General features: G+C 69.7%; 22 protein-coding genes and 1 riboswitch. Of the genes, 13 read left to right on the plus strand and 9 right to left on the minus strand.

Annotation, left to right across the window (positions count from 1 at the left end; all coding sequences use genetic code 11):
* The first annotated feature begins 59 nt into the window (after window positions 1–59).
* From ACIBAF_RS40995 to ACIBAF_RS41010, 4 genes are all read left to right on the plus strand, one after another.
* Window positions 60–623: an RNA 2'-phosphotransferase gene (locus ACIBAF_RS40995; RefSeq protein ID WP_399470442.1), complete on the plus strand. Its 564-nt coding sequence runs from the start codon at window positions 60–62 to the stop codon at window positions 621–623.
* 18 nt (window positions 624–641) lie between these two features.
* Window positions 642–1,085: a hypothetical protein gene (locus ACIBAF_RS41000; RefSeq protein ID WP_399470444.1), complete on the plus strand. Its 444-nt coding sequence runs from the start codon at window positions 642–644 to the stop codon at window positions 1,083–1,085.
* A gap of 42 nt (window positions 1,086–1,127) precedes the next feature.
* Window positions 1,128–2,030 carry an LLM class flavin-dependent oxidoreductase gene (locus ACIBAF_RS41005; RefSeq protein WP_399470446.1) on the plus strand — a complete coding sequence of 301 codons (903 nt, stop codon included), beginning with the start codon at window positions 1,128–1,130 and terminating at the stop codon, window positions 2,028–2,030.
* A gap of 89 nt (window positions 2,031–2,119) precedes the next feature.
* Complete coding sequence (locus tag ACIBAF_RS41010; RefSeq protein ID WP_399470448.1) at window positions 2,120–2,989, plus strand: Cof-type HAD-IIB family hydrolase; 870 nt, start codon at window positions 2,120–2,122, stop codon at window positions 2,987–2,989.
* Between the two features lie 74 nt (window positions 2,990–3,063).
* Here the strand turns inward: ACIBAF_RS41010 and cydD are convergent, their stop codons facing one another.
* From cydD to hisC, 4 genes are all read right to left on the minus strand, one after another.
* Window positions 3,064–6,558: a thiol reductant ABC exporter subunit CydD gene (cydD, locus tag ACIBAF_RS41015; protein WP_399470450.1), complete on the minus strand. Its 3,495-nt coding sequence runs from the start codon at window positions 6,556–6,558 to the stop codon at window positions 3,064–3,066.
* A 93-nt stretch (window positions 6,559–6,651) separates the two neighbouring features.
* Complete coding sequence (gene cydB, locus ACIBAF_RS41020) at window positions 6,652–7,656, minus strand: cytochrome d ubiquinol oxidase subunit II (protein WP_399470452.1); 1,005 nt, start codon at window positions 7,654–7,656, stop codon at window positions 6,652–6,654.
* A 20-nt stretch (window positions 7,657–7,676) separates the two neighbouring features.
* Complete coding sequence (locus ACIBAF_RS41025) at window positions 7,677–9,185, minus strand: cytochrome ubiquinol oxidase subunit I (protein WP_399470454.1); 1,509 nt, start codon at window positions 9,183–9,185, stop codon at window positions 7,677–7,679.
* 168 nt (window positions 9,186–9,353) lie between these two features.
* Window positions 9,354–10,433 carry a histidinol-phosphate transaminase gene (hisC, locus tag ACIBAF_RS41030; protein WP_399470456.1) on the minus strand — a complete coding sequence of 360 codons (1,080 nt, stop codon included), beginning with the start codon at window positions 10,431–10,433 and terminating at the stop codon, window positions 9,354–9,356.
* A 472-nt stretch (window positions 10,434–10,905) separates the two neighbouring features.
* Between hisC and ACIBAF_RS41035 the strand changes: the two genes are divergently transcribed.
* From ACIBAF_RS41035 to ACIBAF_RS41045, 3 genes are all read left to right on the plus strand, one after another.
* On the plus strand, window positions 10,906–12,018 hold the full coding sequence (locus tag ACIBAF_RS41035) for a LacI family DNA-binding transcriptional regulator (protein WP_399470458.1): 1,113 nt from the start codon (window positions 10,906–10,908) through the stop codon (window positions 12,016–12,018).
* Window positions 12,019–13,173: 1,155 nt separating this feature from the next.
* Window positions 13,174–14,259: a metallophosphoesterase gene (locus ACIBAF_RS41040; protein WP_399470460.1), complete on the plus strand. Its 1,086-nt coding sequence runs from the start codon at window positions 13,174–13,176 to the stop codon at window positions 14,257–14,259.
* A 192-nt stretch (window positions 14,260–14,451) separates the two neighbouring features.
* The gene (locus ACIBAF_RS41045; RefSeq protein WP_399470462.1) at window positions 14,452–15,327 is read left to right on the plus strand and encodes a hypothetical protein; all 876 of its coding nucleotides are present in this window, start codon (window positions 14,452–14,454) and stop codon (window positions 15,325–15,327) included.
* Between the two features lie 211 nt (window positions 15,328–15,538).
* On the opposite strand, the gene thiC is transcribed toward ACIBAF_RS41045, so the two are convergent.
* Entirely contained in the window at window positions 15,539–17,365 is a 1,827-nt protein-coding gene (thiC, locus tag ACIBAF_RS41050; protein ID WP_399470464.1) for a phosphomethylpyrimidine synthase ThiC, read from the minus strand.
* A riboswitch (TPP riboswitch) is annotated at window positions 17,358–17,547 on the minus strand. Its footprint overlaps the gene before it by 8 nt.
* A 290-nt stretch (window positions 17,548–17,837) precedes the next feature.
* On the opposite strand from thiC, the gene ACIBAF_RS41055 reads away from it, so the two are divergent.
* A complete protein-coding gene (locus ACIBAF_RS41055) occupies window positions 17,838–19,613 on the plus strand; it encodes a YibE/F family protein (RefSeq protein ID WP_399470506.1) in 1,776 nt (591 codons plus the stop codon).
* 145 nt (window positions 19,614–19,758) lie between these two features.
* Here ACIBAF_RS41055 and ACIBAF_RS41060 read toward each other — a convergent pair whose 3' ends face one another.
* The 4 genes from ACIBAF_RS41060 to ACIBAF_RS41075 all read right to left on the minus strand — a co-directional run bounded on the left by ACIBAF_RS41060 (window position 19,759) and on the right by ACIBAF_RS41075 (window position 22,082).
* Window positions 19,759–20,205 carry an SsgA family sporulation/cell division regulator gene (locus tag ACIBAF_RS41060; protein WP_079661209.1) on the minus strand — a complete coding sequence of 149 codons (447 nt, stop codon included), beginning with the start codon at window positions 20,203–20,205 and terminating at the stop codon, window positions 19,759–19,761.
* 100 nt (window positions 20,206–20,305) lie between these two features.
* Window positions 20,306–21,163 carry an IclR family transcriptional regulator gene (locus tag ACIBAF_RS41065; protein WP_399470466.1) on the minus strand — a complete coding sequence of 286 codons (858 nt, stop codon included), beginning with the start codon at window positions 21,161–21,163 and terminating at the stop codon, window positions 20,306–20,308.
* A gap of 205 nt (window positions 21,164–21,368) precedes the next feature.
* On the minus strand, window positions 21,369–21,581 hold the full coding sequence (locus ACIBAF_RS41070; protein ID WP_079661208.1) for a DUF5326 family protein: 213 nt from the start codon (window positions 21,579–21,581) through the stop codon (window positions 21,369–21,371).
* Window positions 21,582–21,764: 183 nt separating this feature from the next.
* Window positions 21,765–22,082: a cupin domain-containing protein gene (locus ACIBAF_RS41075; RefSeq protein WP_079661207.1), complete on the minus strand. Its 318-nt coding sequence runs from the start codon at window positions 22,080–22,082 to the stop codon at window positions 21,765–21,767.
* A 58-nt stretch (window positions 22,083–22,140) separates the two neighbouring features.
* On the opposite strand from ACIBAF_RS41075, the gene ACIBAF_RS41080 reads away from it, so the two are divergent.
* The 5 genes from ACIBAF_RS41080 (at window position 22,141) to ACIBAF_RS41100 (ending at window position 25,880) form a co-directional block, all read left to right on the plus strand.
* Entirely contained in the window at window positions 22,141–22,518 is a 378-nt protein-coding gene (locus tag ACIBAF_RS41080; RefSeq protein ID WP_399470469.1) for a phage holin family protein, read from the plus strand.
* Between the two features lie 7 nt (window positions 22,519–22,525).
* On the plus strand, window positions 22,526–23,017 hold the full coding sequence (locus tag ACIBAF_RS41085; protein WP_399470471.1) for a low molecular weight protein-tyrosine-phosphatase: 492 nt from the start codon (window positions 22,526–22,528) through the stop codon (window positions 23,015–23,017).
* Complete coding sequence (locus ACIBAF_RS41090) at window positions 23,014–24,171, plus strand: cystathionine gamma-lyase (RefSeq protein ID WP_399470473.1); 1,158 nt, start codon at window positions 23,014–23,016, stop codon at window positions 24,169–24,171. Before ACIBAF_RS41085 ends, ACIBAF_RS41090 begins: the two co-directional genes overlap by 4 nt.
* 231 nt (window positions 24,172–24,402) lie before the next feature.
* Complete coding sequence (locus tag ACIBAF_RS41095) at window positions 24,403–25,308, plus strand: LysR family transcriptional regulator (RefSeq protein ID WP_399470475.1); 906 nt, start codon at window positions 24,403–24,405, stop codon at window positions 25,306–25,308.
* 89 nt (window positions 25,309–25,397) lie between these two features.
* On the plus strand, window positions 25,398–25,880 hold the full coding sequence (locus tag ACIBAF_RS41100) for an NUDIX domain-containing protein (RefSeq protein ID WP_399470477.1): 483 nt from the start codon (window positions 25,398–25,400) through the stop codon (window positions 25,878–25,880).
* Window positions 25,881–25,884: the final 4 nt, after the last annotated feature.

Genomic DNA, 25,884 nt, shown 5'->3' on the forward strand with positions numbered 1-25,884 from the left:
TCAAACCTCCGGTCCAAAATTACCTGCGTGATCCACGTCTCTCCCCTCATGCTGAGCGGATGAACGAAAAGGACAGAGACGAAAGACGCACCGTGAAGGTGTCGAAGTACCTCTCGAAGCATCTGCGGCACCAGCCCGAGCGCATCGGCCTCACCCTCGACGAGGCCGGCTGGGTGGAGATCGACGAGCTGATCGCCGCGTGCGCCGCACACGGCTTCCGCTTCACCCGGGAGGAGCTGGACCACGTCGTCGCCGCGAACGACAAGAAGCGCTTCGCGATCGAAGGCACCCGGATCCGTGCCAGCCAGGGCCACAGCGTCGAGGTCGACCTCGGACTGCCCCCGGCCACCCCGCCGGCGTACCTCTACCACGGGACCGTGGCCCGCTATCTGGACGCGATCCGGGCCGAGGGGCTACGGCCCATGAACCGGCACGACGTGCATCTGTCAGCCGACCGCGAGACCGCGACGCGGGTCGGCTCCCGCCGGGGCCGCCCCGTGGTTCTCTCCGTGGACGCCGGCGCCATGCATCGCGACGGCCATGTCTTCCACGTCAGCGCCAACGGCGTATGGCTGACGAAGGCGGTGCCGCCGCAGTATCTACGGTTCCCCGAACCCCACTGACCCTGCATGATCAGTGACATGGAGCACCTCCCCACCACCGAGGCCGCCGTCACCGCCCTCCGTGCGATCGCGGACGCCTACGCCCTCGAGATCGAGGTCACCCACGACATCGGCGCCGATCAGACCTCCCGCCGCACCGCCGCGGGCGTCGGCGTCACCACCGATTCCGACGGCTCACTACCGCACGAGGCCTACGTCGAGCTCGGCGGCCGGCCGAGTGTGAGGGTGCGGCTGTACCCGGACGACGACGCCCTGATCACCGTCGACGGGGTGGAGTGCCCCGACGTGGATCGCGATGACGTGCCCGCCTTCCTCCGCTCCCTCTACGAGGGCCACGCCTGGGTCAAGGCGCGCCGCTTCCCGCCGAGCCACATCCTGATGGTGCCGCTGCCGGGTGACCGGGTGCACAAGGAGTTCATCCCGGTCGGCCTCAGCCCGTGGCTGGCCGGACGCGTACGGTGACTGTTTCACGTGAAACACGGTCGGCCGCATACGCTCGATGACATGAGTCTGCGCCTGAGCACCGTGATCCTCCCGTACCTCCGCTGGAACGAGGGCGGCCGTTCCGCCTGGACGCGGGCCGAGCAGCTCGGCTTCCACACGGCGTACACCTACGACCACCTGTCCTGGCGCAGCTTCCGCGACGGCCCGTGGTTCGGCGCGATCCCGACGCTGACCGCCGCCGCGGCCGCCACCGAGCGCCTGCGTCTGGGCACGCTGGTGACCTCGCCGAACTTCCGGCACCCGGTCACCCTCGCCAAGGAGCTGATCTCCCTGGACGACATCTCCGGCGGCCGGGTGACCCTGGGGATCGGCGCGGGCGGCACCGGCTTCGACGCCACCGCCCTCGGCCAGGAACCCTGGACCCCGCGGGAGCGCGCCGACCGGCTCGGCGAATTCGTACCGCTGCTGGACCGGCTGCTCACCGAGGACTCCGTGTCCTACGAGGGCGACCACTACTCGGCGCACGAAGCGCGCAACATCCCCGGCTGTGTCCAGCGTCCCCGGCTGCCGTTCGCGGTCGCCGCGACCGGACCGCGCGGGATGCGGCTCGCCGCACAGTACGGGCAGGCGTGGGTGACCACGGGCGACCCCAAGCTGTACGAGAGCGGCACCCCCGAGCAGTCGGTTCAGGCCATTCGCGGGCAGGCCGAGAAGCTCGCCGACGCCTGTGCCGAGCGCGGACGTGACGTGCAGGAGGTGGACAAGATCCTGCTCACCGGGTTCACCCCGGACCGCGGCCGACCGCTGGAGTCCCTGGACGCCTTCGTCGATTTCGCGGGCCGACACCAGGAGCTCGGCTTCACGGAGATCGTGGTCCACTGGCCCATCCCGGACTCCGACTTCGCCGCGGACGAGAAGGTTTTCGAGCAGATCGCCATGGGGGCGGCGGCGCAACTGAGCTGACCTCGGCATCAGGTCATCCGTGCTCCGCCTGTGCCTCATGTGTGCAGGCTCTCGCACGGTCGTGCGGGCACATACGCGAGAATGGCCCGGTGACCTCAGCGACTCGACAGCCCGAGACCCCGGCCGCCGCCCTCCCGCCGCGGCTGATCGCCACCGATCTCGACGGCACTCTGCTGCGCGACGACAAGTCGGTGTCCCCACGCACGGTCGCGGCCCTCGCCGCCGCCGAGGAAGCGGGTATCGAGGTCTTCTTCGTCACGGGCCGGCCGGCCCGCTGGATGGACGTCGTCAGCGACCACGTCCACGGGCACGGCCTGGCGATCTGCGGCAACGGCGCCGCCGTGGTCGACCTGCACGGCGGCCCCGGCGCCCACCGGTTCGTGAAGGTGCGCGAGCTGGCGCGGGAGAACGCGCTGGACGCCGTGCGGCTGCTGCGCGATGCGGCGCCCGGGACCATGTACGCCATCGAGCAGACGTACGGCTTCTACCAGGAGCCGGAGTATCCGAAGATGCACATGGAGATCCCCGACACCCTTGCGCCGGCCGAAGAACTGCTGGCGCCGGACGCGCCGGGGGCCGGCGAACCGGTGCTGAAGATCCTCGCGTTCCATCCCACGATCGACCCCGACGCCTTCCTCACCCTCGCCCGCCTGGCCATCGGCGACCGCGCCGACGTCACCCGCTCCAGTCCCAGCGCCCTGCTGGAGATCAGCGGCCCCGGTGTCTCCAAGGCCAGCACACTCGCCCTGTGCTGCGCGGAACGCGGCATCTCCCACGAGGAGGTCGTCGCGTTCGGGGACATGCCGAACGACGTCGAGATGCTCACCTGGGCCGGCCGGTCCTACGCGATGGGCAACGCCCACCCGGACGTGCTCAAGGCAGCCTCCGGACAGACCGTCGCCAACAACGAGGACGGCGTCGCCGTCGTCATCGAGCAACTGCTCTCCGGGCGGATGTGATCCCGGAGCACCCGCCCCGGGTCCTGGCCATGGACCTGTCCTAGCCGCCGGGCCTGCTCCACCGGGCTTGTCGGTCACCGCGCCGTCGCCAACAGCTCCGCGGCCTCCTCCCGCTCGGCCATGCTCCGCATCGGCCCCTCCACGGCAGTCAGTTCCGCGTATGCGCCGCGCTGCACCACCCGGCCCTCGTCCAGCACGACCACCTCGTCGACCGCGTCGAGACCGGCCAGCCGATGGGTGATGAGCAGGGTCGTACGGCCCTCGGTGGCGGCCAGCAGGTCCTCGGTGAGGGCGTCGGCGGTCGGCAGGTCCAGATGCTCGGCGGGCTCGTCGAGCACGAGAACCGGGAAGTCGGCGAGCAGCGCCCGCGCCAGAGCGAGCCGCTGCCGCTGCCCGCCGGAGAGACGGGCCCCGTGCTCGCCGACGAGCGTGTCGAGTCCGTCGGGCAGCCCGTCGGCCCACTCCAGCAGCCGGGCTCGGGCCAGCGCGTCCCGCAGTTCCTCCTCGCTCGCCCCCTTCTTGGCGAGCAGCAGGTTCTCGCGGACCGAGCTGTCGAAGAGGTGCGCGTCCTGCGCGCACAGCCCGACGAGCCGCCGCACGTCATCGCCGTCCAAGGCGACGGCGTCCACGCCGGCGAGCGTGTACGAGCCCGCGTCTGCGTCCAGGAACCGCAGCAGCACCTGCGCGAGCGTGGTCTTGCCGGACCCGGAGGGTCCCACGACGGCGATCCGGCGTCCCCGGGTCAGGGTGAGGTCGACTCCCGCGAGCGCGTCCCGGTCCTGCCCGGCGTGCCGGGCGGCCAGCCCCTTGACGACGAGCGGGAACGGCGACGCGGGCGCCTGGCGGGGCCGCTCCGGCTCGCGTACCGGCTCGGGGGAGTCCAGCACCTCGTACACCCGCTCCGCGCTCCTGCGCACCCGCTGGCGGTACTGCGCGGCCAGCGGCAGCCCCAGGACGGCCTCGAAGGCGGCCAGCGGGGTCAGGACGACCACGGCCATCGTCACGCCGCCCAGCCGCCCGTCGGCGACCGCCTGAGCGCCCACGAGCGCGGCGGCCACGACGGTCAGCCCGGAGACGAGCGCGGTCAGTCCGTCGCCGAGCGCGGTGGCGGTCGCCGCGCGCGAAGCGATCCGGGTGAGCGCGGAGTCGGCAGCGCGCACCTCCGCGGTGCGGGCGGGCAGCGCGCCCGCGACGGTCAGTTCCGCGGTGCCGGTGAGCAGATCGGCCGTGCGGGTGGCCAGCGCCCCTCGGGCCGGGGCGAGCCGGCGCTCGGCCCGGCGCGCCACGGCGCCGGTGATCAGCGGGACCCCCACCCCGGCGGTCAGCAGCCCCGCGGCGAGCGCGGCCCCGGCCTCGGGCAGCAGCCACGCCGTGAAGGCCACGGACCCGGCCGAGACGGCGACGGCGGCACCGGCCGGCAGCAGCCAGCGCAGCCAGTAGTCCTGCAGCGCGTCCACATCGGCGACCAGCCGCGTCAGCAGGTCGCCCCGGCGGGTCGTTCGCAGACCCGCGGGCGCCAGCCGCTCCAGCCTCCGGTAGACGGCGACCCGGGTGTCGGCCAGCATCCGCAGCACGGCGTCGTGCGACACGAGCCGCTCCGCGTACCGGAACACCGCCCGCCCGATGCCGAAGGCGCGGGTCGCCGTCACGGCCACCATCAGATAGAGCACCGGCGGCTGTTGCGACGCCCGCGAGATGAGCCAGCCGGAGGTGGCCATGAGCCCCACGGCACTGCCGAGGGCGAGGCTGCCCAGCAGCAGCGCGAGCGCCAGCCGGCCACGGCGGGCGCCCGCCGTCGCACGGACTCGCGCAAGAACGCCGACACCGCCGCCGCTCGGGGCGCCCCCCGTCTCCGGCTCCCCCGCGACGGACACGGCCGCCGCGTCTTCCCGTGGGACGGGACCATCCTTGACCGCGACTTCCACAGGCCTGTGCGCCTCGGTCTCGGCCAGACGCACCACGCGGTCCGCCACCGCCAGCAGCGCCGGCCGGTGCACGACCAGCAGGACCGTCCGCCCGGCCGCCAGCCGCCGCACGGCCGCCACGACCTCCGCCTCGGTCTCCCCGTCGAGCGCGGCCGTCGGCTCGTCCAACAGCAGCACGGGCCGGTCCGCGAGGAACGCCCGGGCCAGCGCGAGCCGCTGACGCTGCCCGGCGGACAGCCCGGTCCCGTCCTCGCCGAGCACGGTGCCGACCCCGGCGGGCAGGGCGTCGACGAACTCCAGCGCCCCCGCATCCGCCAGAGCCCTGCGCACGGCCGCGTCGTCGGCGTCGGGACGCGCCAGCCGTACGTTCTCGGCGATCGTCCCGGCGTAGAGGTGCGGGCGCTGCGGCACCCACGCGATCCGCGACCGCCACTGCTCCAGGTCGGCGTCCGCGAGATCGACTCCCCCGGCCAGCACCCGGCCCTCGACCGGTCGCACGAACCCCAGCAGCGCGTTCAGCAAGGTCGACTTGCCCACACCGCTCGGGCCGACGAGCGCGACCGTCTCACCGGGTTCGACGGTGAACGTCACGTCCGAGACGGCGTCGCCGGAACGGCCTGGGTAGCGGACGGTCACGCCCTCGAAGGCCACTCCGCCCTCGGCCACCGCGACCGCGCCGGACTCCGGCGCCGGCGTCTCCAGCACCTCGAAGATCTCCTCGGCGGCCGCCAGCCCCTCCGCAGCCGCGTGGTACTGCGCCCCCACCTGCCGCAGCGGGAGATACGCCTCGGGAGCGAGCACGAGGATCACCAGGCCGATGTACAGGTCCATCTCGCCGTGCACGAGCCGCATGCCGATCGTCACGGCGACCAGGGCCACCGAGAGCGTCGACAGCAACTCCAACGCGAACGACGAGATGAAGGCGATCCGCAGCGTCCGCATGGTCGCCTGCCGGTACTCGCCGGTGATGCGCCGGATCGACTCGGCCTGCGCCTTGGCCCGACCGAACACCTTCAGCGTGGGCAGCCCCGCGACTACGTCCAGGAAGTGTCCCGAGAGCCGGGACAGCAACCGCCACTGACGGTCCATCCGCGACTGCGTGGCCCAGCCGATCAGCACCATGAACACCGGGATCAGCGGCAGGGTGCCGATGATGATCGCGGCGGACACCCAGTCCTCGGTCACGATCCGCGCGAGCACCGCGACCGGCACGACCACCGCCAGCCCCAACTGCGGCAGGTAGCGCGAGAAGTAGTCGTCGAGCGCGTCCACACCCCGGGTGGCGAGGGCGACCAGCGAACCGGTGCGCTGCCCGCTGAGCCAGCCGGGCCCCAGCACGGTCGCCCGCTCCAGCAACCGTCCGCGCAGCTCCGACTTCACGGCGCCGCTCGCCCGGTGCGCGGCGAGCTCGGTGAGCCAGCTGACCAGGCCACGGCCGACCGCGACGGCCACCAGCAGCATCAGGGGAGTACGCAGTTCGGCGACGGCCATGCCGTGCTGGAAGGCGCCGACGACCACCTCGGCGATGAGCATCGCCTGAGCGATGACCAGCGCTGCTCCGACGGCGCCCAGACCGACGACCGCCACCAGGAAGAGGCGAGTGGCGCGGGCGTACCGGAGCAGACGTGGGTCGATCGGTTTCACGTGAAACACCCTCTTCTCAAAGAGCCTGTTTCACGTGAAACACGCTCTCTCCTCATGAGGCATGTTTCACGTGAAACATGCCCCAACTCGGACTCAGTGCGCAGCGTCGGCGATGTGCTGCGTGCCGATGCGCTTGCGGAACACCCAGTACGTCCAGCTCTGGTACAGCAGCACGATCGGCGTGGCGATCCCCGCGCACCAGGTCATGATCTTCAGGGTGTACGGGCTCGACGAGGCGTTGGTCACCGTCAGGCTCCAGTCCGAGTTGAGCGTGGACGGCATGACGTTCGGAAAGAGCGTCAGGAAGAGCATCGCCACGGCGGCCACGATGGTGGCGCCGGAGAAGGCGAACGACCAGCCCTCACGTCCCGCCTGGTTCGCCACGAGCGCTGCGACCAGGGCGGCGATCGCCCCGACCAGCGCGACCAGACTCTTGGCGTCACCGCTGTCGACCTGTGTCCACAGCAGGAAGACCAATGCGAAGACGGCGGTCACGAGACCCACCTTCAGCGCCAGTTTCCGCGCCCGTTCACGGATCTCGCCGACGGTCTTGAGCGCCGCGAACACCGCACCGTGGAAGGTGAACAGCGTCAGGGTCACCAGACCGCCGAGCAGCGCGTACGGGTTGAGCAGGTCCCAGACGTCGCCCACGTACTCGAAGTTCTGGTCGAGCTTGACGCCGCCCACGATGTTGCCGAAGGCGACACCCCACAGGAACGCGGGCAGGAGCGAGGTCCAGAAGATCGCGGTCTCCCAGTTGCGCTGCCAGTTCTCCTCGGGCCGCTTCGCCCGGTACTCGAAGGCGACGCCTCGCACGATCAGGCAGACCAGGATCAGCAGCAGAGGCAGGTAGAAGCCGGAGAAGAGCGTGGCGTACCACTCGGGAAAGGCGGCGAAGGTCGCGCCGCCCGCAGTGAGCAGCCACACCTCGTTGCCGTCCCAGACGGGTCCGATGGTGTTGATCAGCACCCGCTTCTCGACCCGGTTGCGGGCGAGCAGCTTGGTGAGGATGCCGACCCCGAAGTCGAAGCCCTCCAGGAAGAAGTAGCCGGTCCACAGGACGGCGATCAGGACGAACCAGACGTCGTGCAGTTCCATGACTGTGCAGCTCCCTCGGCCTAGTACGAGAAGGCCATCGGCTTGTCGGCGTCACGGGAGTCGCCGCCGATCTTCGTGGGCGGGTTGAGGTCGGCCTCGGTGAGCTCGGGCGGGCCGGCCTTCACGTACTTCGCCAGCAGCTTGACCTCGACGACGGCGAGGATCGCGTACAGCGTGGTGAAGACGATCATCGAGGTGAGGACCTCGCCCTGGGAGACCCCGGGGGAGACCGCGTCGCGGGTCTGCAGGACGCCGTAGACGACCCAGGGCTGGCGGCCCATCTCGGTGAAGATCCAGCCCCAGGAGTTGGCGATCAGCGGGAAGCCCAGGGTCCAGATCGCGGCCAGCCAGTAGAGCTTGGTGAGCTTGGGATTGAGCGCCTTGTTCCTGAAGAGCACCACATGCGGCACCTCGTCCTCGCCGACCCTCAGGTGCTGGGGCAGCAGGAACTTCTTCCGGGTCAGCCAGAGTCCGGCCAGGCCGATGGCGAAGGACGACATGCCGAAGCCGATCATCCAGCGGAAGCCCCAGTAGGCGACGGGGATGTTGGGCCGGTAGTCACCGGGCCCGAACTTCTCCTGTTCGGCCTTGTTGACGTCGTTGATGCCGGGGACGTACGAGGTGAAGTCGTCGTTCGCGAGGAAGGACAGCAGGCCGGGGATCTCTATGGCGACCTTGTTGTGCCCCTTCTCGACGTCGCCGTAGGCGAAGACCGAGAAGGGCGCGGGCGCCTCGCCGTCCCACAGCGCCTCGGCGGCGGCCATCTTCATCGGCTGCTGCTTGAACATGACCTTGCCGAGGGTGTCGCCGCTGATGGCGGTGAGCAGGCCGGCGATGACCACGGTGACCAGACCGAGCCGCAGGGAGGTCTTCATCACCGAGATGTGCTTCTTGCGGTACAGGTGGAAGGCGGCGATGCCGACCATGAAGGCGCCACCGGTGAGGAAGGCAGCGGACATGGTGTGGAAGACCTGGGCGAGCGTGGTGTTCTGGGTCAGCACGGCCCAGATGTCGGTGAGCTCGGCCCGCCCCTTCCCCTTGTTGATCCGGTAGCCGACCGGGTGCTGCATCCACGAGTTGGCCGCGAGGATGAAGTACGCCGACAGGATCGTCCCGATCGAGACCATCCAGATGCAGGCCAGGTGGATCTTCTTCGGAAGTTTGTCCCAGCCGAAGATCCACAGACCGATGAAGGTGGACTCGAAGAAGAAGGCGATCAGGGCCTCGAAGGCGAGCGGGGCGCCGAAGACGTCACCGACGAAGCGCGAGTAGTCGGACCAGTTCATGCCGAACTGGAACTCCTGCACGATGCCGGTGACGACACCCATCGCGATGTTGATCAGGAAGAGCTTGCCCCAGAACTTCGTCGCCCTGAGGTACTTCTCGTTCTCCGTGCGCACCCAGGCGGTCTGCAGCCCGGCGGTGAGGGCCGCGAGGGAGATCGTCAGGGGGACGAAGAGGAAGTGGTAGACGGTCGTGATGCCGAACTGCCAGCGCGCCAGTGTCTCCGGCGCCAAAGCCAGGTCCACGTCGTCACTCCTCTGCTCACAGGCTTGTGGATCACGCTTGTGAAAGCGTTCACATTCACAAGCTAGTATGACGCACCGATTTTCGACAAGCGAGGGGGGGTCCCCGCTACCCGCGGAAACCCCCCAGAACGTCACTGAACGCCACCGACCCGTCGAACCTGGCGCAGGCTACAGATCCTGACGGAACCCTTCCGCCACCTTCAGGAAGATGTCGTTCGCCTCGTTCTCGCCGATCGTCACCCGGACGCCCTCGCCGGGGAACGGCCGCACCACGACGCCGGCCTGCTCGCACGCCGCCGCGAAGGCCACCGTGGACTCGCCCAGCCGCAGCCACACGAAGTTGGCCTGCGTCTCGGGCACCGTCCAGCCCTGCGCCCGCAGCCCCTCGGCCACGCGCAGGCGCTCGCACACCAGGGACCCGACCCGGCCGAGCAGCGCGTCCTCGGCGCGCAGCGAGGCGATCGCGGCCTCCTGCGCCAGCTGGCTCACGCCGAACGGCACGGCCGTCTTGCGCAGCGCCTCCGCCACCGGCTCGTGGGCGATGGCGAAACCGACGCGCAGACCCGCGAGGCCGTACGCCTTGGAGAAGGTCCGCAGCACACAGACGTTGGGGCGGCTCCGGTACAGCTCCACGCCGTCCGGCACCTCGGGATCGCGGATGAACTCCCGGTAGGCCTCGTCGAGCACGACCAGCACGTCACGCGGCACCCGGTCGAGGAATCGTTCCAGCTCGGCCCGCTTCACGACGGTGCCCGTGGGGTTGTTGGGGTTGCAGACGAAGATCAACCGGGTCCGGTCGGTGATCGCGTCGGCCATCGCGTCCAGGTCGTGCACGTCCCCCGGCGTCAGCGGCACCTGCACGGGGGTCGCGCCGCCGATCCGCGTGATGATCGGGTACGCCTCGAAGGACCGCCAGGCGTAGATCACCTCGTCGCCCGGGCCCGCGGTCGCCTGGACGAGCTGCTGGGCGACGCCGACCGAACCGGTGCCCGTGGCGAGGTGGGAGGCGGGGACCCCGAAGCGCTCGGAGAGCTCGTTCACCAGCGCCGTGCAGGCCAGGTCCGGGTAGCGGTTGAAGGAGGCGGCGGCAGCCGTCAGGGTCTCCATCACGCCCGGCAGCGGCGGATAGGGGTTCTCGTTGGAGGACAGCTTGTAGGCAACGGGACCACCGGCCACGGCCGGCTTGCCCGGCTTGTAGGTGGGGATCCCCTCCAGCTCGGCGCGCAGCTTGGGGCTCGTCTCGCTCACCGCAGTCCTCCTCTTGACCACCACCGGCTTCAATACTGCTCACCTTATGAGGATTCGGCGCGGGTGCGTAGGTGACGAGGGGCCTCCGTCCGAACCGCAGGGGCCGAGCAGCCGACGCCGGGACCGGAGCCACCCTGCAGTTTGCTCGAACGACCGGCGGAGGACGTCCGTGACTTCTGTGGACGAAGGCGCACGAAGGCGTACCCGCCTGGGGGCGCGCTGTACATATATCTACGCGCCGGTGGCTCACGCCGTGGCGCGCATCCCTCGTGCAGGTGAGTTGAGACCTCTTCGAAACATCGGTGCCTTGGCAGGCTCATGCGTGCCGACACGCCACGTCCTGGCATTGAAGCGGTCAACTGCCTTTGTTTCTGAAGCACTTGACCCCTAACGACCTTGCAGAAACGTGCCTGTCAACGCGTGCATATGCGTCCGCCCTACCCCACCGAATGAGCCCTACTATCGGCTCGCCATGACAGCAGCAGGGAAGCACCAGGTGAGCCGCGCGGAAACCTCACGCCGAGGCAGCCGGCCGGGCCGGGCGGGCATCAGGGACGTGGCCGCCGCCGCCGGAGTCTCCATCACGACCGTCTCCGACGCCCTCAACGGCAAGGGCAGGCTCCCCGACGCCACCCGACGCCATGTCCGCGAGGTCGCCGACCGACTGGGCTACCGCCCCTCCGCGGCGGCCCGAACCCTCCGTACCGGCAAGTCAGGACTCATCGGCCTGACCGTGACCACGTACGGGGATGAACCTTTCACCTTCACCGAGTTCGCGTACTTCGCGGAGATGGCGCGCGCCGCGACCTCGGCCGCGCTCGCCCGCGGCTACGCACTCGTCATCCTCCCCGCGACCTCGCGCCACGACGTGTGGTCGAACGTCGCCCTGGACGGCACGGTCGTCATCGACCCCTCCGACCAGGATCCGGTGGTCAGCGAGCTGGTCCGGCAGGGTTTACCGGTCGTCTCCGACGGCCGCCCGGCCGGCCCGCTCCCGGTCACCGCGTGGGTGGACAACGACCACGAGGCCGCGGTCCTCGACATCCTCGACCACCTCGCCGACGCCGGCGCCCGCCGCATCGGCCTGCTCACCGGTACCACGACGGACACGTACACACACCTGTCGACCAGCGCGTACCTGCGGTGGTGCGAGCGGGTCGGCCAGGACCCGGTCTACGAGGCCTACCCCGCCCACGACCCGTGTGCGGGCGCCGTGGCCGCCGACCGGCTGCTGGCCCGCCCCGACCGCCCCGACGCCGTCTACGGCCTGTTCGACCCCAACGGCACCGACCTCCTCGCCGCCGCCCGCCGTTACGGGCTGCGCGTCCCGGAGGACCTGCTGATCGTCTGCTGCAGCGAGTCCACGGTGTACGCCAACACCGAGCCGCCCGTCACCACCCTCTCGCTGAAACCGCGCCGCATCGGCACAGCAGTGGTCCAACTCCTCATCGACGCGATCGAGGGCGTGGAGTCGGACCGACCGGTCGAGCAGGTGATACCGACCGAGCTGATCGTGCGGACTTCGTCCCAGCGACGCCCACCACGAACAACGGTCAGCCCACCCCGAACCCCGGAAGAGAAGTAAGCCACCGCCCTCTCCCCGACCCACGAACTGACGTGGGGTGGGAGGGGGCGGCGGTTTTTGGGGCTGGGTGGCCTGGTGGGGCGGGGGCAGCGGGCGCTGGCCCGAGGGGGGTCATGGGTGCAGGGGTGCGGTCACGGGTGCCGGGGTGCAGTCATGGTGCCGGGGGCGGGGGCTGGTCAGGGAAGGCGGGAGCAAGGACCCGGGGGGCGGGAGCACGGGGCGGCCGGGGCCCGTGGTTCGCGTCAACACAGGTTGGTGAGAGGCACGTACGGGCGTTTTCCGTCGGCGTCGAACGCCGCTCGGAAGCCCGGCGCTCTCCGGGGCGTCTGAGAGGGCGGGCGTCTCCCCGGAAGCCGAGAACTTCGGGCGGAGTCCGGCCGCTGCTCCGGGAGGTCCGGGGCACTGACGCCCCCAGCAGACCGTGCCCCTGCAACTCGACTACGCCGTACGCAACGCCGTAGGCCGGCCCTCCCCCGGACGCCCGGGACGTCCGCGTCGGTCGTCTCCCGCCGCCTGCGACGTTGCACTTGATCAATGCGACACCACATGGTGAGACGCCATCTCCGAAGCGCTCGAAGCAGCGCGCAGCGGTGGCGGGGCAGGGCTCCTCCGCCTCAGCCCGCAGCGAACAGGCCGCCGCTGCCCTCCTGCCCAGCCGTCGAAGAGGCCGACGCCATCGGCCGACCGTGAGGGATCCGGAGAAATGCCGCTCCGCCTCGGCCGACCCGCCCAGCGCAAAAGCCCCCACGCCCCCGTCGGCGGACGCACCCGCACCTCGGCCACCGCCGAAACGCGCTTCCCCCCAGCCACCGAGATCCCGGCTTTCCTGAACCACCCACATCCACCCACACCCCTCCCTCCAGCCTCCGAAATCACACTCTCCCCAGCCACTCAGTCCGCCGCTCAACCCGGCGGATCCGCCCCTGGGGCGTGGGGTGCGGGTGTGGGCACGGTGCGTGGTGGGTGAGTGTGGGCTGCCGAAGCCGGGCCCAATCGGGGCGAAAGCCGCGATGAACAGGACCCTTGCTCCGATTCACCACCCCTGGGTCATCACACGGCACGATCCGCATTCCTATGATGGGCGCACGGCACCGCGGGCCGCTGCGACCAGGCAGCCCGAAGAGTGCAGATGCGGCGCGATGGTGGAGGGGTCTGATGACTCAGGGGGCCGGTCAGGGACCCGAGGTGGAGCGGACGGCGACGTTGCGTGACTTCCGGGTGCCCGCGTACGTCCATGAGACCGGTCCGTACGACCACGGCGTGCACCCCGGCAACGCCGCGCCGCCCCTCGAGGAGCCACTGGAGCATCCGGAGGGCTACACGCCCACCCAGCGCGACCTGCCCGTCATCAACCGCCGCGGCGACACCCTTCAGGTGGCCGTGGACCCGACGGCCGTCCAGGCTCCGCTGCCCGCGACCGGACCGGGCCCCCTTTTCGTCGTCGGCGACGTGCACGGCTACCTCGACGAACTGGTGGCCGCACTGCAGGAGAAGGGCCTGATCGACGCCGGCGGCAACTGGTGCGCGGGCACCGCCCGGCTGTGGTTCCTCGGTGACTTCACCGACCGCGGCCCGGACGGCATCGGCGTCATCGACCTCGTCATGCGGCTGTCCGCCGAGGCCGCCGCGGCCGGCGGATACTGCAAGGCCCTGATGGGCAACCACGAGCTGCTGCTGCTCGGCGCCAAGCGCTTCGGCGACACCCCCGTCAACTCCGGCGCGGGCACCGCCACCTTCCAGGCAGCCTGGCTGCTCAACGGCGGCCAGAAGTACGACATGGACCGCCTCCAGGACCACCACCTGCAGTGGATGGCCCGCCTCGACGCCGTCGAGGAGGTCGACGGCCACCTGCTCGTCCACTCCGACACCACCGCCTACCTCGACTACGGGGACTCGATCGAGGCGGTCAACGACACCGTCCGCGAGACGATCACGCGCAACGACGCGGACGAGGTGTGGGATCTGTTCCGCAAGTTCACCAAGCGCTTCTCCTTCCGCGACGAGGGCGGCGCCGACGCAGTCCGCTCCCTGCTCGATACGTACGGCGGCACCCGCATCGTTCACGGCCACAGCCCGATTCCCTACCTGCTGGGCGAAGTCGGCTCCGAGGACGGCGAGGACAACGGCGGTCCGCATGTCGAAGGACCACACGTCTACGCCGACGGACTGGCCATCGCGATGGACGGTGGCGTGACGATGGCCGGAAAACTGCTGGTCCAGCAACTGCCCCTGGATATCTGAGCGTTCCGGGGCCGACCAGGCCCCCCTTTGGACACCCCGGCGACGCCGCAGGCCAGGGGCCAATTTCGGCAAACCCCCTGTCACCCCATGCCGTCGCCGCTCTACCATCGGCTTATCCGTAGCAGGCTCCCCTCCGTTTCTGCCCGACGGCTCGTTGGCATGCGAGCCCCAAGCCCTACGGAGCATCGGGGGATGCACATGAACAGCGTTCCGCAGCACCTGCACAGCGAGGACCGCCAGGAATACGAGCGGATCCTCGACGAGGCGCTGCGCTCCGCACCACACCACCCGGAACTGGCCGCAGTGGGACAGCGGCTCAACCCCGAACAACTGCGCACCATGGCGCTCAACGCCTCCGCGCTCATCACGGTGGCCGCGGCGTCCGAGTACCAGCACTACATAAAGGTCCGCGAGGAACTGCGCCACCCCGCGCCGTCCACCCCGTCGTCCACGTCCGAGACCGGCTCCGCCGAGCCGGGCGCGGCCGCGATGGGGCTCGCCACCACCATGGGGGAGGCGGCCCAGGCCGCCGAGGCCGCCGGGGCGGGCGCCGTCGCCGCCGTCCTCACCCCCGTTCTCGCCGGGACCGCCGCGGTGATCTTCCTGCTCGTGGGCTATCTCCTCAGGGCGCTGGACCCCGACCAGGCGTTCGCCCGGACCATGCTCACCGCCGGCTGGGCGTTCGGGGCCGTGGCTGTGGCCGCGATCGTCGTCGCCACCGTCGCGCTGCTGCTCGCCGCCCTGCGCAACCGGCCCTCCCTGGAGGCCGAACCGTACGGCGAGCTGAGCGAGGAGGTCGCCGCGGCCAGGGAAGCCTGGCGGGAGGCGCTGCTGGAACGCGGCATCCTGCCGTTCCTCCGGGAGGCGCTCGCCGCTCCCGGGACGGCGCCCGCCCTGCACACCGACCCGGTCCCGCCCGCCGCCACCGGCCGCCTTCCGAAGATCGGCTACGACCGCCCGGGCTTCACCAGCCCCGACGACGGCCGTTCGTCAGGGCCACGCCCGAGCTTCAGCAGCCCGGACTACACGAGCCCGGAGTTCGGCGGCCCGGAGCACCGGCCGGAATAGGCACTCGGCTTGCGCCCCCGCCGACCCCTGCCGAAGGGAGCGCAAGCCGTACGCCGAACCGGCCGTGGTGCAGTGCCGACAGTCGGCCGGCGACTCCCCGTCGCCCTGCAGGACTCCCAGGGCAACCGGGTGGCCGAAGGCCCGTCATAAGGCAGGCAGCCCGTTACGAGGGGCGGCAGGCCGTCCGGCGGGCACACAGGCAGGCAGCCCGTCAGTCGGCCAGCGGCAGGTAGACCCGATTGCCGCTCGCCGCGAACTCCTTCGACTTCTCCAGCATCCCCTCGGCGATCTCCTCCGCCGAGGCCCCGTCCGCCGCCCCACCGCCGAACCGCTCGGTGATGCTCTGGCTGATCTTCATCGAGCAGAACTTCGGCCCGCACATGGAGCAGAAGTGGGCCGTCTTCGCCGGCTCCGCCGGAAGTGTCTCGTCGTGGAACTCCCGTGCGGTGTCCGGGTCGAGGGCGAGGTTGAACTGGTCCTCCCAGCGGAACTCGAAGCGGGCGTCGGACAGCGCGTCGTCCCATTCCTGCGCACCGGAGTGCCCCTTGGCGAGGTCGGCTGCGTGGGCGGCGATCTTGTAGGTGATGACGCCGGTCTTGACGTCGTCACGGTTGGGCAGGCCCAGGTGTTCCTTGGGCGTGACATAGCAGAGCATGGCCGTGCCCCACCAGGCGATCATCGCGGCACCGATGCCGGAGGTGATGTGGTCGTACGCCGGCGCGACGTCCGTCGTCAGCGGGCCGAGCGTATAGAACGGAGCTTCATCACAGATCTCCTGCTGAAGGTCGATGTTCTCCTTGATCTTGTGCATCGGGACATGTCCCGGGCCCTCGATCATCGTCTGTACATGGAAACGCTTCGCGATCCGGTTGAGTTCCCCGAGCGTCCTCAACTCGGCGAACTGTGCCGCGTCGTTGGCGTCCGCGATGGAACCCGGCCGCAGCCCGTCGCCCAGCGAGTACGTGACGTCGTAGGCGGCGAGGATCTCGCAGAGTTCCTCGAAGTTCTCGTAGAGGAACGACTCCTTGTGGTGCGCGAGACACCAGGCCGCCATGATCGAGCCGCCACGCGAGACGATGCCGGTCTTTCGGTTGGCGGTGAGCGGGACGTACGGGAGGCGGACGCCGGCGTGCACCGTCATGTAGTCCACGCCCTGTTCGGCCTGTTCGATGACCGTGTCCTTGTAGATCTCCCAGGTGAGCTCCTCGGCGCGGCCGTCCACCTTCTCCAACGCCTGATAGAGCGGAACCGTGCCGATCGGGACGGGGGAGTTGCGCAGCACCCACTCGCGGGTGGTGTGGATGTTGCGGCCGGTGGACAGGTCCATGACCGTGTCGGCTCCCCAGCGGGTCGCCCAGGTCATCTTCTCGACCTCCTCCTCGATGGAGGACGTCACCGCCGAGTTGCCGATGTTGGCGTTGACCTTCACCAGGAACCGCTTGCCGATGATCATCGGCTCGATCTCCGGGTGGTTGACGTTGGCCGGCAACACCGCGCGGCCCGCCGCGATCTCCTCGCGGACGACCTCCGGAGAAACGTTCTCCCTGATGGCCACGAACTCCATCTCGGGCGTGATCTCCCCTCGGCGCGCATACGCGAGCTGGGTGACCGCCGCACCGTCCCTACTGCGACGCGGCAGGCGCGGTCGTCCAGGGAAGACCGCGTCGAGGTTGCGCAGACCGCCGCGCGGCGACGTGTGCTTGACGCCGTCGTCCTCGGGACGGACGGGGCGGCCCGCGTACTCCTCGGTGTCCCCGCGGGCGATGATCCAGTTCTCGCGAAGCGGCAACAGGCCCCTGCGGACATCGGTGTCGGCGAGCGGATCGGTGTACGGGCCGGAGGTGTCGTACAGCGTGACCGACTGCCCGTTGGTGAGGTGCACCTGTCGGACCGGCACCCGCAGATCGGGGCGAGCGCCCTCGACATACCCCTTGTGCCAGCCGATGGACTTCCCGGCCTCCGTAGTGTTCGTGTCGACCGCGCTTTCGCCGGTCGCGTTCTGCGTGGAGGCAGGCGTGCGTGCGTCCTTGTTGGTCATGAGACCTACTCCCTACGCCGGCATTACCCGGTAACAGGTTCGGCGGTCGACGCAGCGGCTACCGCCTGCCGACGTTTCATGTGAAACATCACTCGATTCGAGAGACGTTCCACGTGAAACATCGCGAAGACGGAGGTCAGCGCCCTCTCAGCCCGGTGCTCCGAGCTCCCGCGTGTGCAAAGGTGCCTCCACGCTAGCGTCAATTCGGGCGCGGTGAACAGAGGGCCCCTGTCGTTCTTGCGATGATCGGTCGGTGACCACGACACACCAGCCCCCGTACCCGCCCCCCGAGCCGCCCCGCCGACCGGGCTCCGGAAACGGCCCCGGCAATGGCACCGGCCCTGGCGGCGCCTCCGGAGGCGGCCCCGGGAACGACCGCGATTTCAACAGCGGTCACGAGGGCGGCCGTGATCACGGGCAGAACCCCGATCACGGACCCGGATACGCCGGTGGATTGGGCGGGCTGGGCCGACTGGGGCGCGGTGGAACTCCCAGGGACCGGGGACAGGAGCCCGGCGGAGGGCCCGGGCACGGCAACCAGCAAGGACCCGGGAACAGGCGAGAGTACGGGTACGACCCTGGATACGGCCCCGGCACCGGTACCGGCCCCGGATACGGCGCTGGCCCCGGATACGGATACGGCGAAGGCCACGGCGAGCACGGTCATGGGCAGAGCCCTGGGCGTGGCCAGGGCGGCGACCTCAGGAACGGCCCCGGGGGCGGCTCCGGGCACAGCTCTGGGCACGGCTCTGGCGAGGGACCCGGCGACAGCCACGAACATGGCCCAGGCGGCGCTCATGGGCATGGGCATGGGCAACGTCACGATTCCGGCGACGGTCATGGACCGGAGTCCGGTGGTGGGCACGGCCCCGGTTCCGGGGGTGGACACGGGCATTCGCACAGCCACAGCCATGGCCCGGCGGCACCCGTCTCCAAGCACCTGCGCAAGGTCATCGCGGCCATCCTCATCCCGTTCGGCGCGGCCGTGCTGGTCGGGCTCGTGGTGCTGTGGCCCGGTGGCGCCCCGGAGCATAAGCGCACCGGGGTCGGCTTCGACCGGCAGACCCAGCAGGCCACGGTCACCAAGGTCGTGAGCGTGAGCTGCGCGTCGGTGAACGCCTCGAGCGAGACCCCGACCGGCGACACCTCCACGGCCGAGGGATCCTCCGCACAGCAGCAGGCGACCGGATCCTGCAAGAAGGCCACGATCCGTGTGGACACCGGCAAGGACAAGGGCCGGACGTTCACCGAGATCGTCCAGCCGGACCAGTCACGGCAGTTGGAACAGGGCGAGAAGGTCGTGGTCGCCTACGAGCCCTCCGCGCCGAAGGATCTGCAGTACTCGGTCACCGACGTGAACCGCCGTGTCCCGATGACCGTGCTCGCCCTCATCTTCGCGGTCGCCGTCGTGGTCGTCGGGCGGCTTCGGGGCGTCATGGCGCTGGTCTCACTGGCCATCAGCTTCCTGCTGCTGAACTTCTTCGTCCTGCCCGCGATCCTGCAGGGTTCGAACCCGCTGCTCGTGGCGGTGGTGGGGTCGAGTGCGATCATGCTGATCGCGCTCTATCTGTGTCATGGTCTCTCCGCCCGTACCTCGGTCGCGGTGCTCGGCACGCTCATCTCGCTGCTGCTGATCGGCGTCCTGGGTTCGCTGTTCATCGACTGGGCCGCTCTGACGGGCAACACGGACGACAACACAGGCCTGATCCACGGGCTGTACCCGTCGATCGACATGAGTGGCCTGCTGCTCGCCGGGATCATCATCGGCTCGCTCGGTGTCCTCGACGATGTGACGGTCACCCAGACTTCGGCTGTCTGGGAGTTGCACGAGGCGAACCCGTCGATGGGCTGGCGCGGGCTGTACCGGGCAGGCATCCGCATCGGCCGCGACCACATCGCGTCCGTGGTGAACACGCTCGTCCTCGCCTATGCCGGTGCCGCGCTGCCGCTGCTGCTGCTGTTCTCGATCGCCCAGAGCAGTGTGGGTTCCGTCGCCAACAGTGAGTTGGTCGCCGAGGAGATCGTGCGCACGCTGGTGGGGTCGATCGGCCTGGTCGCCTCCGTGCCGGTCACGACGGCCCTGGCAGCCCTTGTGGTCTCCGCCGATCGTCCGGGCATCGCGACGGCCCCCGCCCCGACGCCGGAGACGTCTCCGGCGGCTACGTCGGCTACGTCGGCTACGGCAGGAGCGACGGCCGCGGGTCCCGCCCAGGGCCGGGGCGGCCGGGGCAGGCGGCGCAAGCGCTGAGGCGGCAGGCACCCGCGTCCGAGAGCCGAACGCACCGGCCGGCTCTCGGGCTGCGCCCAGTGTTCCCGCACCACCCCAAGAAGAAGCGTTCCTGCATGGCCCCACCCGTGACGAAGCGTTCCGTCACCCCCGTGCCGCCGACGCGTCAGCCGGCGCTCTGCTCCTCGGCCAGGATCCGGTCCAGCGCCTCGTCCAAATGCGCGTCGAAGTCGGCGAGTGCGCCCTCCTGGCCCAGCGGCACCAGCTTGTCGGTGCGGTCGAGGAACGCAACGAGCGGAGCCGCCGAGGAGCGGAACAGCGCCTGGTCACCCCCGACCTGAAGCCGGATCAGCACCTCTCCCAACACGTCGGGGTCGACGGGCGAGACACGGACGTCCCCTTCGCCGCACGCCCGGCCCACTCCGTCGATGAGCAGCTCACGCCCGAAAGCCCAGGTCACCGGGGCGTCACCGGGCAGGTGGAAAGTGAGTCGCACGGCATAGGGATCGCACGACTCGTAACCAAGCTCCACCGGGATGCGGAACGAGAGCTCCTCGGAGACGAGGAAGCTCATCATGACCTCTGCCTGTACTGCCTGTACGGACTCGCGCATCGCGTTACCCCGTCATTTGCTGTCGAATGGCCGGTAATCAACCCCTGACACTGCACCGCATCTTGCTGAACGTACACAACAGATCACAAGGAGTGAGTTTTCAGATACTGATAGAGATCGCGATTGACCCCAGCATCCGTCCGACCTCGCTCTGCAGTTGCCGCGCCGCCGGGAGCAAACGGTCGGCGTGATGGGCGGGGAGGGAGATCGCCATCGTCGCCGCCGTGGTGCCCACGGTGATCGGGATCGCGGCGCACACCGTGCCCAGCGCGTACTCCTGTCGTTCGACGACCGGTTCCATGCGCCGCGTCCGTTCCAGGCGCCGCAGCAGGGTGTGGTTGTCACGCACGGTGTACGGGGTGATGGACTGCACCGGGTAGCGATCCAGGTGGTCGCGGCGGGCGTCCTCGTCCAGCTGGGAGAGCAGGCACTGGCCGATGGCGTGCGCGTGACCGGTCTCGCGGAAGTCGGCCCATTCCTCCACGGCGGGGTTGCCCGGGGTGTCGGAGACGCACATGATCTCGATCTCGCCGTTGCGGTACCGCGCGTAGTACACGGGCACACCGATCGAATCACGCCATTGGGCAAGGGTGTCGGCGACCGTGCTGCGACGTTTCTGCGCCGCCCCGCTGCTGCCGAGTCGCTCGGCTGCCTCGCCAAGGAAGAACAGCCCTTTGTCCCGGCGCAGATAGCCCTCATGCACGAGGGTGCGCAGGAGGTGGTAGGCCGTGGGCAGCGCGAGGCCGGTCTCTCGGGCGAGTTGTTTGGCCGGAGCCCCGTACTCATGCTCGGCGACGGTCTCCAGCAGGCGCATCGCGCGCTGGACGGAGCCGATCAGAGTGGCCGCGGGGTGTGGCTGCTCGGGGACGGCGGGGCTCGGCGGGCGTTGGAGCGGGGGTGTGGAGGAAAGCGTCCGGGCGGGGGGTGCGTAAGGCTGTGCGGAGGCGGTGTCAACCATGGCTAAGGGTCACTCCCGAAGCGCGAGGGGGCGGTCCGTGCGGGGGAACACGGGAGGGGGGTGTACGCCGCTCGCGGGGTCGTTCCCCGCGTCGAATTCCGGACTTTAACCGTCCGCCACCGCTTGCAGACGGGCTGTCAGGAAAACTTCCCCCGGCCGAGGGAACCGGTGATTCCTGTTACCGATCACCGGCCTCCCGGACCGCTCACCAGTCGCTTCGCGACGACGAACTCGACATGAACTTCCGTACGACGTAGATGAGTCCGCCGACCAGCGCCACGAAGACCAGCAGCTTGAAGAGCAGGCCGATAACGAATCCGACGACGCTGGCTATCAGTCCGCCGAACACGACCAACGCGATGACCGGCACCGCAACCCACTTCACCCACCACGGCAGTCCCGCGAAGATCTCTCGCATCGCCCTTGTCCTCATCCTCTTCGGTCGATGTCCGGCACCCCTGTCGGGCCGGATCCTTTCGATGTCCTGCCGTCGATGCTAGGTCCGAAGAGGGGGCCTACGGGGGCCTCGCGTCCCTTGTCCTCCCCTGACCGATCCCCTAGGGAACCCCGAGGCCACGGATCGGCTGCGAGGCGGAGACGCTCAGCCTTCGGGCGGCGAGAACACCACCAGGACCCGGAGATCCTCACTGATGTGATGGAACTTGTGGGCGACTCCGGCCGGCACGTACACCACGCTGCCGCGCGCCACCTGCGTGGTCTCCATGCCGACGGTGATCGAGGCGCGCCCGCTCACGACGAAGTACACCTCGTCCTGGTTGTGCGGGTTCTGTGGATCATGCGTGCCGGCATCGAGCGCGTACAACCCGACGGACATGTTCCGCTCACGCAGAAACTGCAGGTAGGCGCCGTCGTTGGCGGCTCGCTCCGCCTCCAGTTCATCCAACCGGAATGCCTTCATCGACCTTGTCCGCCCTCGTTTGGTGCTCGTTTGCGATCTCTCTGCCACGATCAGACACATGAAGAATTTCGTAGTCAAGACGATCGCCAACGCGGGCGCCCTGGCGGTCGCCGTCTGGCTGCTCGACAAGATCACTCTGACCGGTGACAGCACGGGCAAGAAGATAGGCACCCTCATCGTCGTCGCACTGCTCTTCGGCCTGGTGAACTCCCTGGTCAAGCCGGTCGTGAAGGTGCTGACCTTTCCCCTTTTCATCCTCACGCTCGGTCTGATCACCCTGGTGGTCAACGCCCTGATGTTGCTGCTGACCTCGTGGCTGGCCGACAAGCTCGACGTCAGCTTCCATGTGGAAGGCTTCTGGACAGCGGTCCTGGGCGGCCTGATCATCTCCGTCGTCTCCTGGGCGCTCAACGTCGTCCTGCCCGACGGGGACTGAGTCCGCGATGACCTACCGCGTCTGTTTCGTCTGCACCGGCAACATCTGCCGCTCGCCGATGGCCGAATCGGTCTTCCGCGCGCGCGTGGCGGACGCCGGCCTCGACGGACTGATCGAGGTCGACAGCGCCGGCACGGGCGACTGGCACGACGGCGAGAACGCCGATCCCCGCACCCTCTCCGTCCTGGAGCAGCACGGATACGTCCTCGACCACACGGCTCGGCGCTTCGAGCCGGCCTGGTTCGCCCGCCTCGACCTCGTGATCGCGCTGGACTCGAGCCATCTCAAGGCCCTGCGCCTCCTCGCACCCACCGAGGAGGACGCGGCGAAGGTACGGCTGCTGCGCTCTTTCGACCCCGCGGCCTCCGACGACCTCGACGTCCCAGACCCCTACTACGGGGGCCGGGACGGTTTCGATGAGTGCCTTGAGATGGTGGAGGCGGCGAGCGCCGGTCTGCTCGCCGCGGTGCGTGACGACGTGGAAGGACAAGAGGCATGAACGATTCCGCTCCGCAGGGAGGGCCTCCGGGAGGCGACGGCGAGGGTACGCGCGCGGTGCGGGCCGGGCTGCCCGAGCCGGTGAAGCACGAGCCGACCCTCCCCGGTCCGGTGTTCGCGGCGCACTTCCACCTGCCCGGCGAGCCCACCGGCCCGTACGCCTACGGCCGTGACGAGAACCCGACCTGGAGCCACCTGGAGCGCGCCATCGGCGAGCTCGAGGCGCCGGGGCAGGACGGCGTCGAGACGCTCGCCTTCGCCTCCGGCATGGCCGCGATCTCGTCGGTGCTCTTCTCCCAGCTGCGGGCCGGGGACACCGTCGTCCTGCCCGCCGACGGATACCAGGTGCTGCCCCTGGTGCGGGCACAATTGGAGGCGTACGGCATCGAGGTGCGCACCGCGCCGACCGGCGACGACGCTCAGCTCCACGTCCTCGACGGCGCGAAGCTGCTGTGGATCGAGTCACCGTCGAACCCCGGGCTCGACGTGTGCGACATCCGGCGGCTCGTCGAGGCGGCACACGCGCGTGGCGCGCTCGTGGCCGTCGACAACACCCTCGCCACCCCGCTCGGGCAGCGACCGCTGGAGCTTGGCGCCGACTTCTCGGTGGCCAGCGGCACCAAGCAGCTCACGGGCCACGGCGACGTCCTGCTCGGCTACGTCACCGGCCGGGCCGGCGAACCGATGACGGCCGTCCGGCGCTGGCGCAAGATCGTCGGGGCCATCCCCGGGCCCATGGAGGCCTGGCTCGCCCATAGGTCGATCGCCACGCTGCAGTTGCGCGTCGACCGGCAGAGCGTCGGTGCCCTGGCCGTGGCCGAGGCGCTGCGGGGGAGGCCCGGGGTGAGTGCCCTGCGGTACCCGGGACTGCCCGACGACCCCTCTCACAAGGTCGCCTCGCAGCAGATGCGGCGCTACGGGTGCGTGGTCTCCTTCACGCTGCCCACGCGCGCGCGTGCCGAGCGTTTTCTCGAGGAGCTGCGTCTTGTGGACGACGCGACGAGTTTCGGCGGGGTGCGCTCCACCGCGGAGCGGCGGGGGCGTTGGGGCGGGGACGCGGTGCCGGAGGGCTTCATCCGGCTCTCCGTCGGTGCCGAGGACCCCGAGGACCTGGTGGCGGATGTGCTGCGTGCGCTGGCGGAGTCGGCGCCGTGACCGGCTTACACACGCCCCTACGTAGTCCCGCTCCGCACAACGGACGGTCCGAGCCTCCCCCCTCGTGGCTCGGACCGTCCTCGGTTCTGCGCGCGAAGAACCGCGCGAACAAGGCTAATTGACTCTGTGTCAGTGTCCAATCACTCTAGCGACAGAGACCTATCGACTTATTTATAGTTGGACCTTGCCTCGGAGCCGGAGGAAAGAGCAGGGAAGAGGGGAGGACACTCCATGGATCTGGCCTTGCTGCGCACCTTCGTGACCGTGCACCGGGCCGGCTCTTTCACCCGCGCCGCCGCTCTGCTGGGTCTGTCCCAGCCAGCCGTCACCTCCCAGATCCGCACGCTGGAACGACAGCTCGGCCGCCCCCTGTTCCTGCGCCAGGCCCGCGGTGTGACGCCGACGAGTATCGGCGACGAGCTCGCCCACAAGGCCGCCCCTCATCTCGACGCCCTCGTCGAGATCGCCGAGACCGGCCTCGACGACGAGTCCGCCTTACGGACACTGCACCTCGCCGGCCCCCTCGAGTTCACCGCCGAACGGGCTCTTCCCGCGCTCACAGAGCTCTCCGGCGACGACGGACAGGGGTTCGCCCTGCGTGCCTCCTTCGGGAACGCCGAAGAGGTCCTGGAGGGCCTGGCCGCCGGACACCACGACCTGGCCATCAGCACGGCTCGGCCGCGCGGAGCGCTGCTCACGGCCACGCTGCTGTGCGACGAGGAGCACGTCCTGGTCGCCGCCCCGCAGTGGGACGAGCGGATCGACACGGGGAAGCTGTGCCGCAAGGGTGCGTCCGCACTGGAGAACCTCCCTGTCGTCGAGGTCCACGAGTCGCTGCCCTTCGTCTCCCGCTACTGGGCCTCCGTCTTCGACTCCCGCCCCGCCGCCTCGGGCACCGTCATCGTCCCCGACCTGCGGGCGGTGCTCGCCTGCGCGGTCGCGGGCGCCGGTCTGGCCGTTCTGCCCCGCTACCTGTGTGCGGCCGCTCTCGAACGTCGTGACGTCGTCGCCCTGCACGAGCCGGCGGTGCCGCCGCTGCGGACGTACGTCCTGGTGGTGCGCACCGGAACGCTGGCGATGCCGCATGTCGCGCGAGCCCACGCGTGGTTGCTGGGGGCAGCCGCCGGGTGGTGCTGACCCGGTTTCCCGCATGAGGTCACAGCATGAGCTCGCCCAGTGACGTTTCGCGATGTTTCACGTGGAACCAGCCGGGCCACATTTCTCCCATGACCGTCCGACCCGTGGTCAAGCGCACCGCACGAGCCGTTCTGCTGGACGGCGACAACCTGATCCTGATCAAGCGCACCAAGCCCGGTGTGGATCCCTACTGGGTTACGCCCGGTGGCGGGGTCGAGCCCGATGACGCAACCGTCGTGGACGCCTTGCACCGTGAGGTCCACGAGGAACTCGGCGCCAAGATCACCGACGTCGTGCCCTGCTTCGTCGACACCGTGGAGCACATCGGCGACGACGGCGGCGCGACCGGCGTCAAAGTGCAGCACTTCTTCGTCTGCCGCCTGGAGTCCATGGACCTGTCCCAGCGGCACGGCCCCGAGATAGAGGAACCCGCTGGCGAGTACGAGATCGTCCGCGTGCCGTTCACCCGGGTCGGAATCGCCTCCGTCCACCTCGTACCGCTGTCCCTGCGGCATTACCTCGACGGCAACATCGAGGGCGTCCGCGCCATGCATGCTCCCGACCTCGGCTGACCAC

Source organism: Streptomyces sp. NPDC051677 (genome assembly GCF_044453465.1).
Classification (GTDB): Bacteria; Actinomycetota; Actinomycetes; order Streptomycetales; family Streptomycetaceae; genus Streptomyces.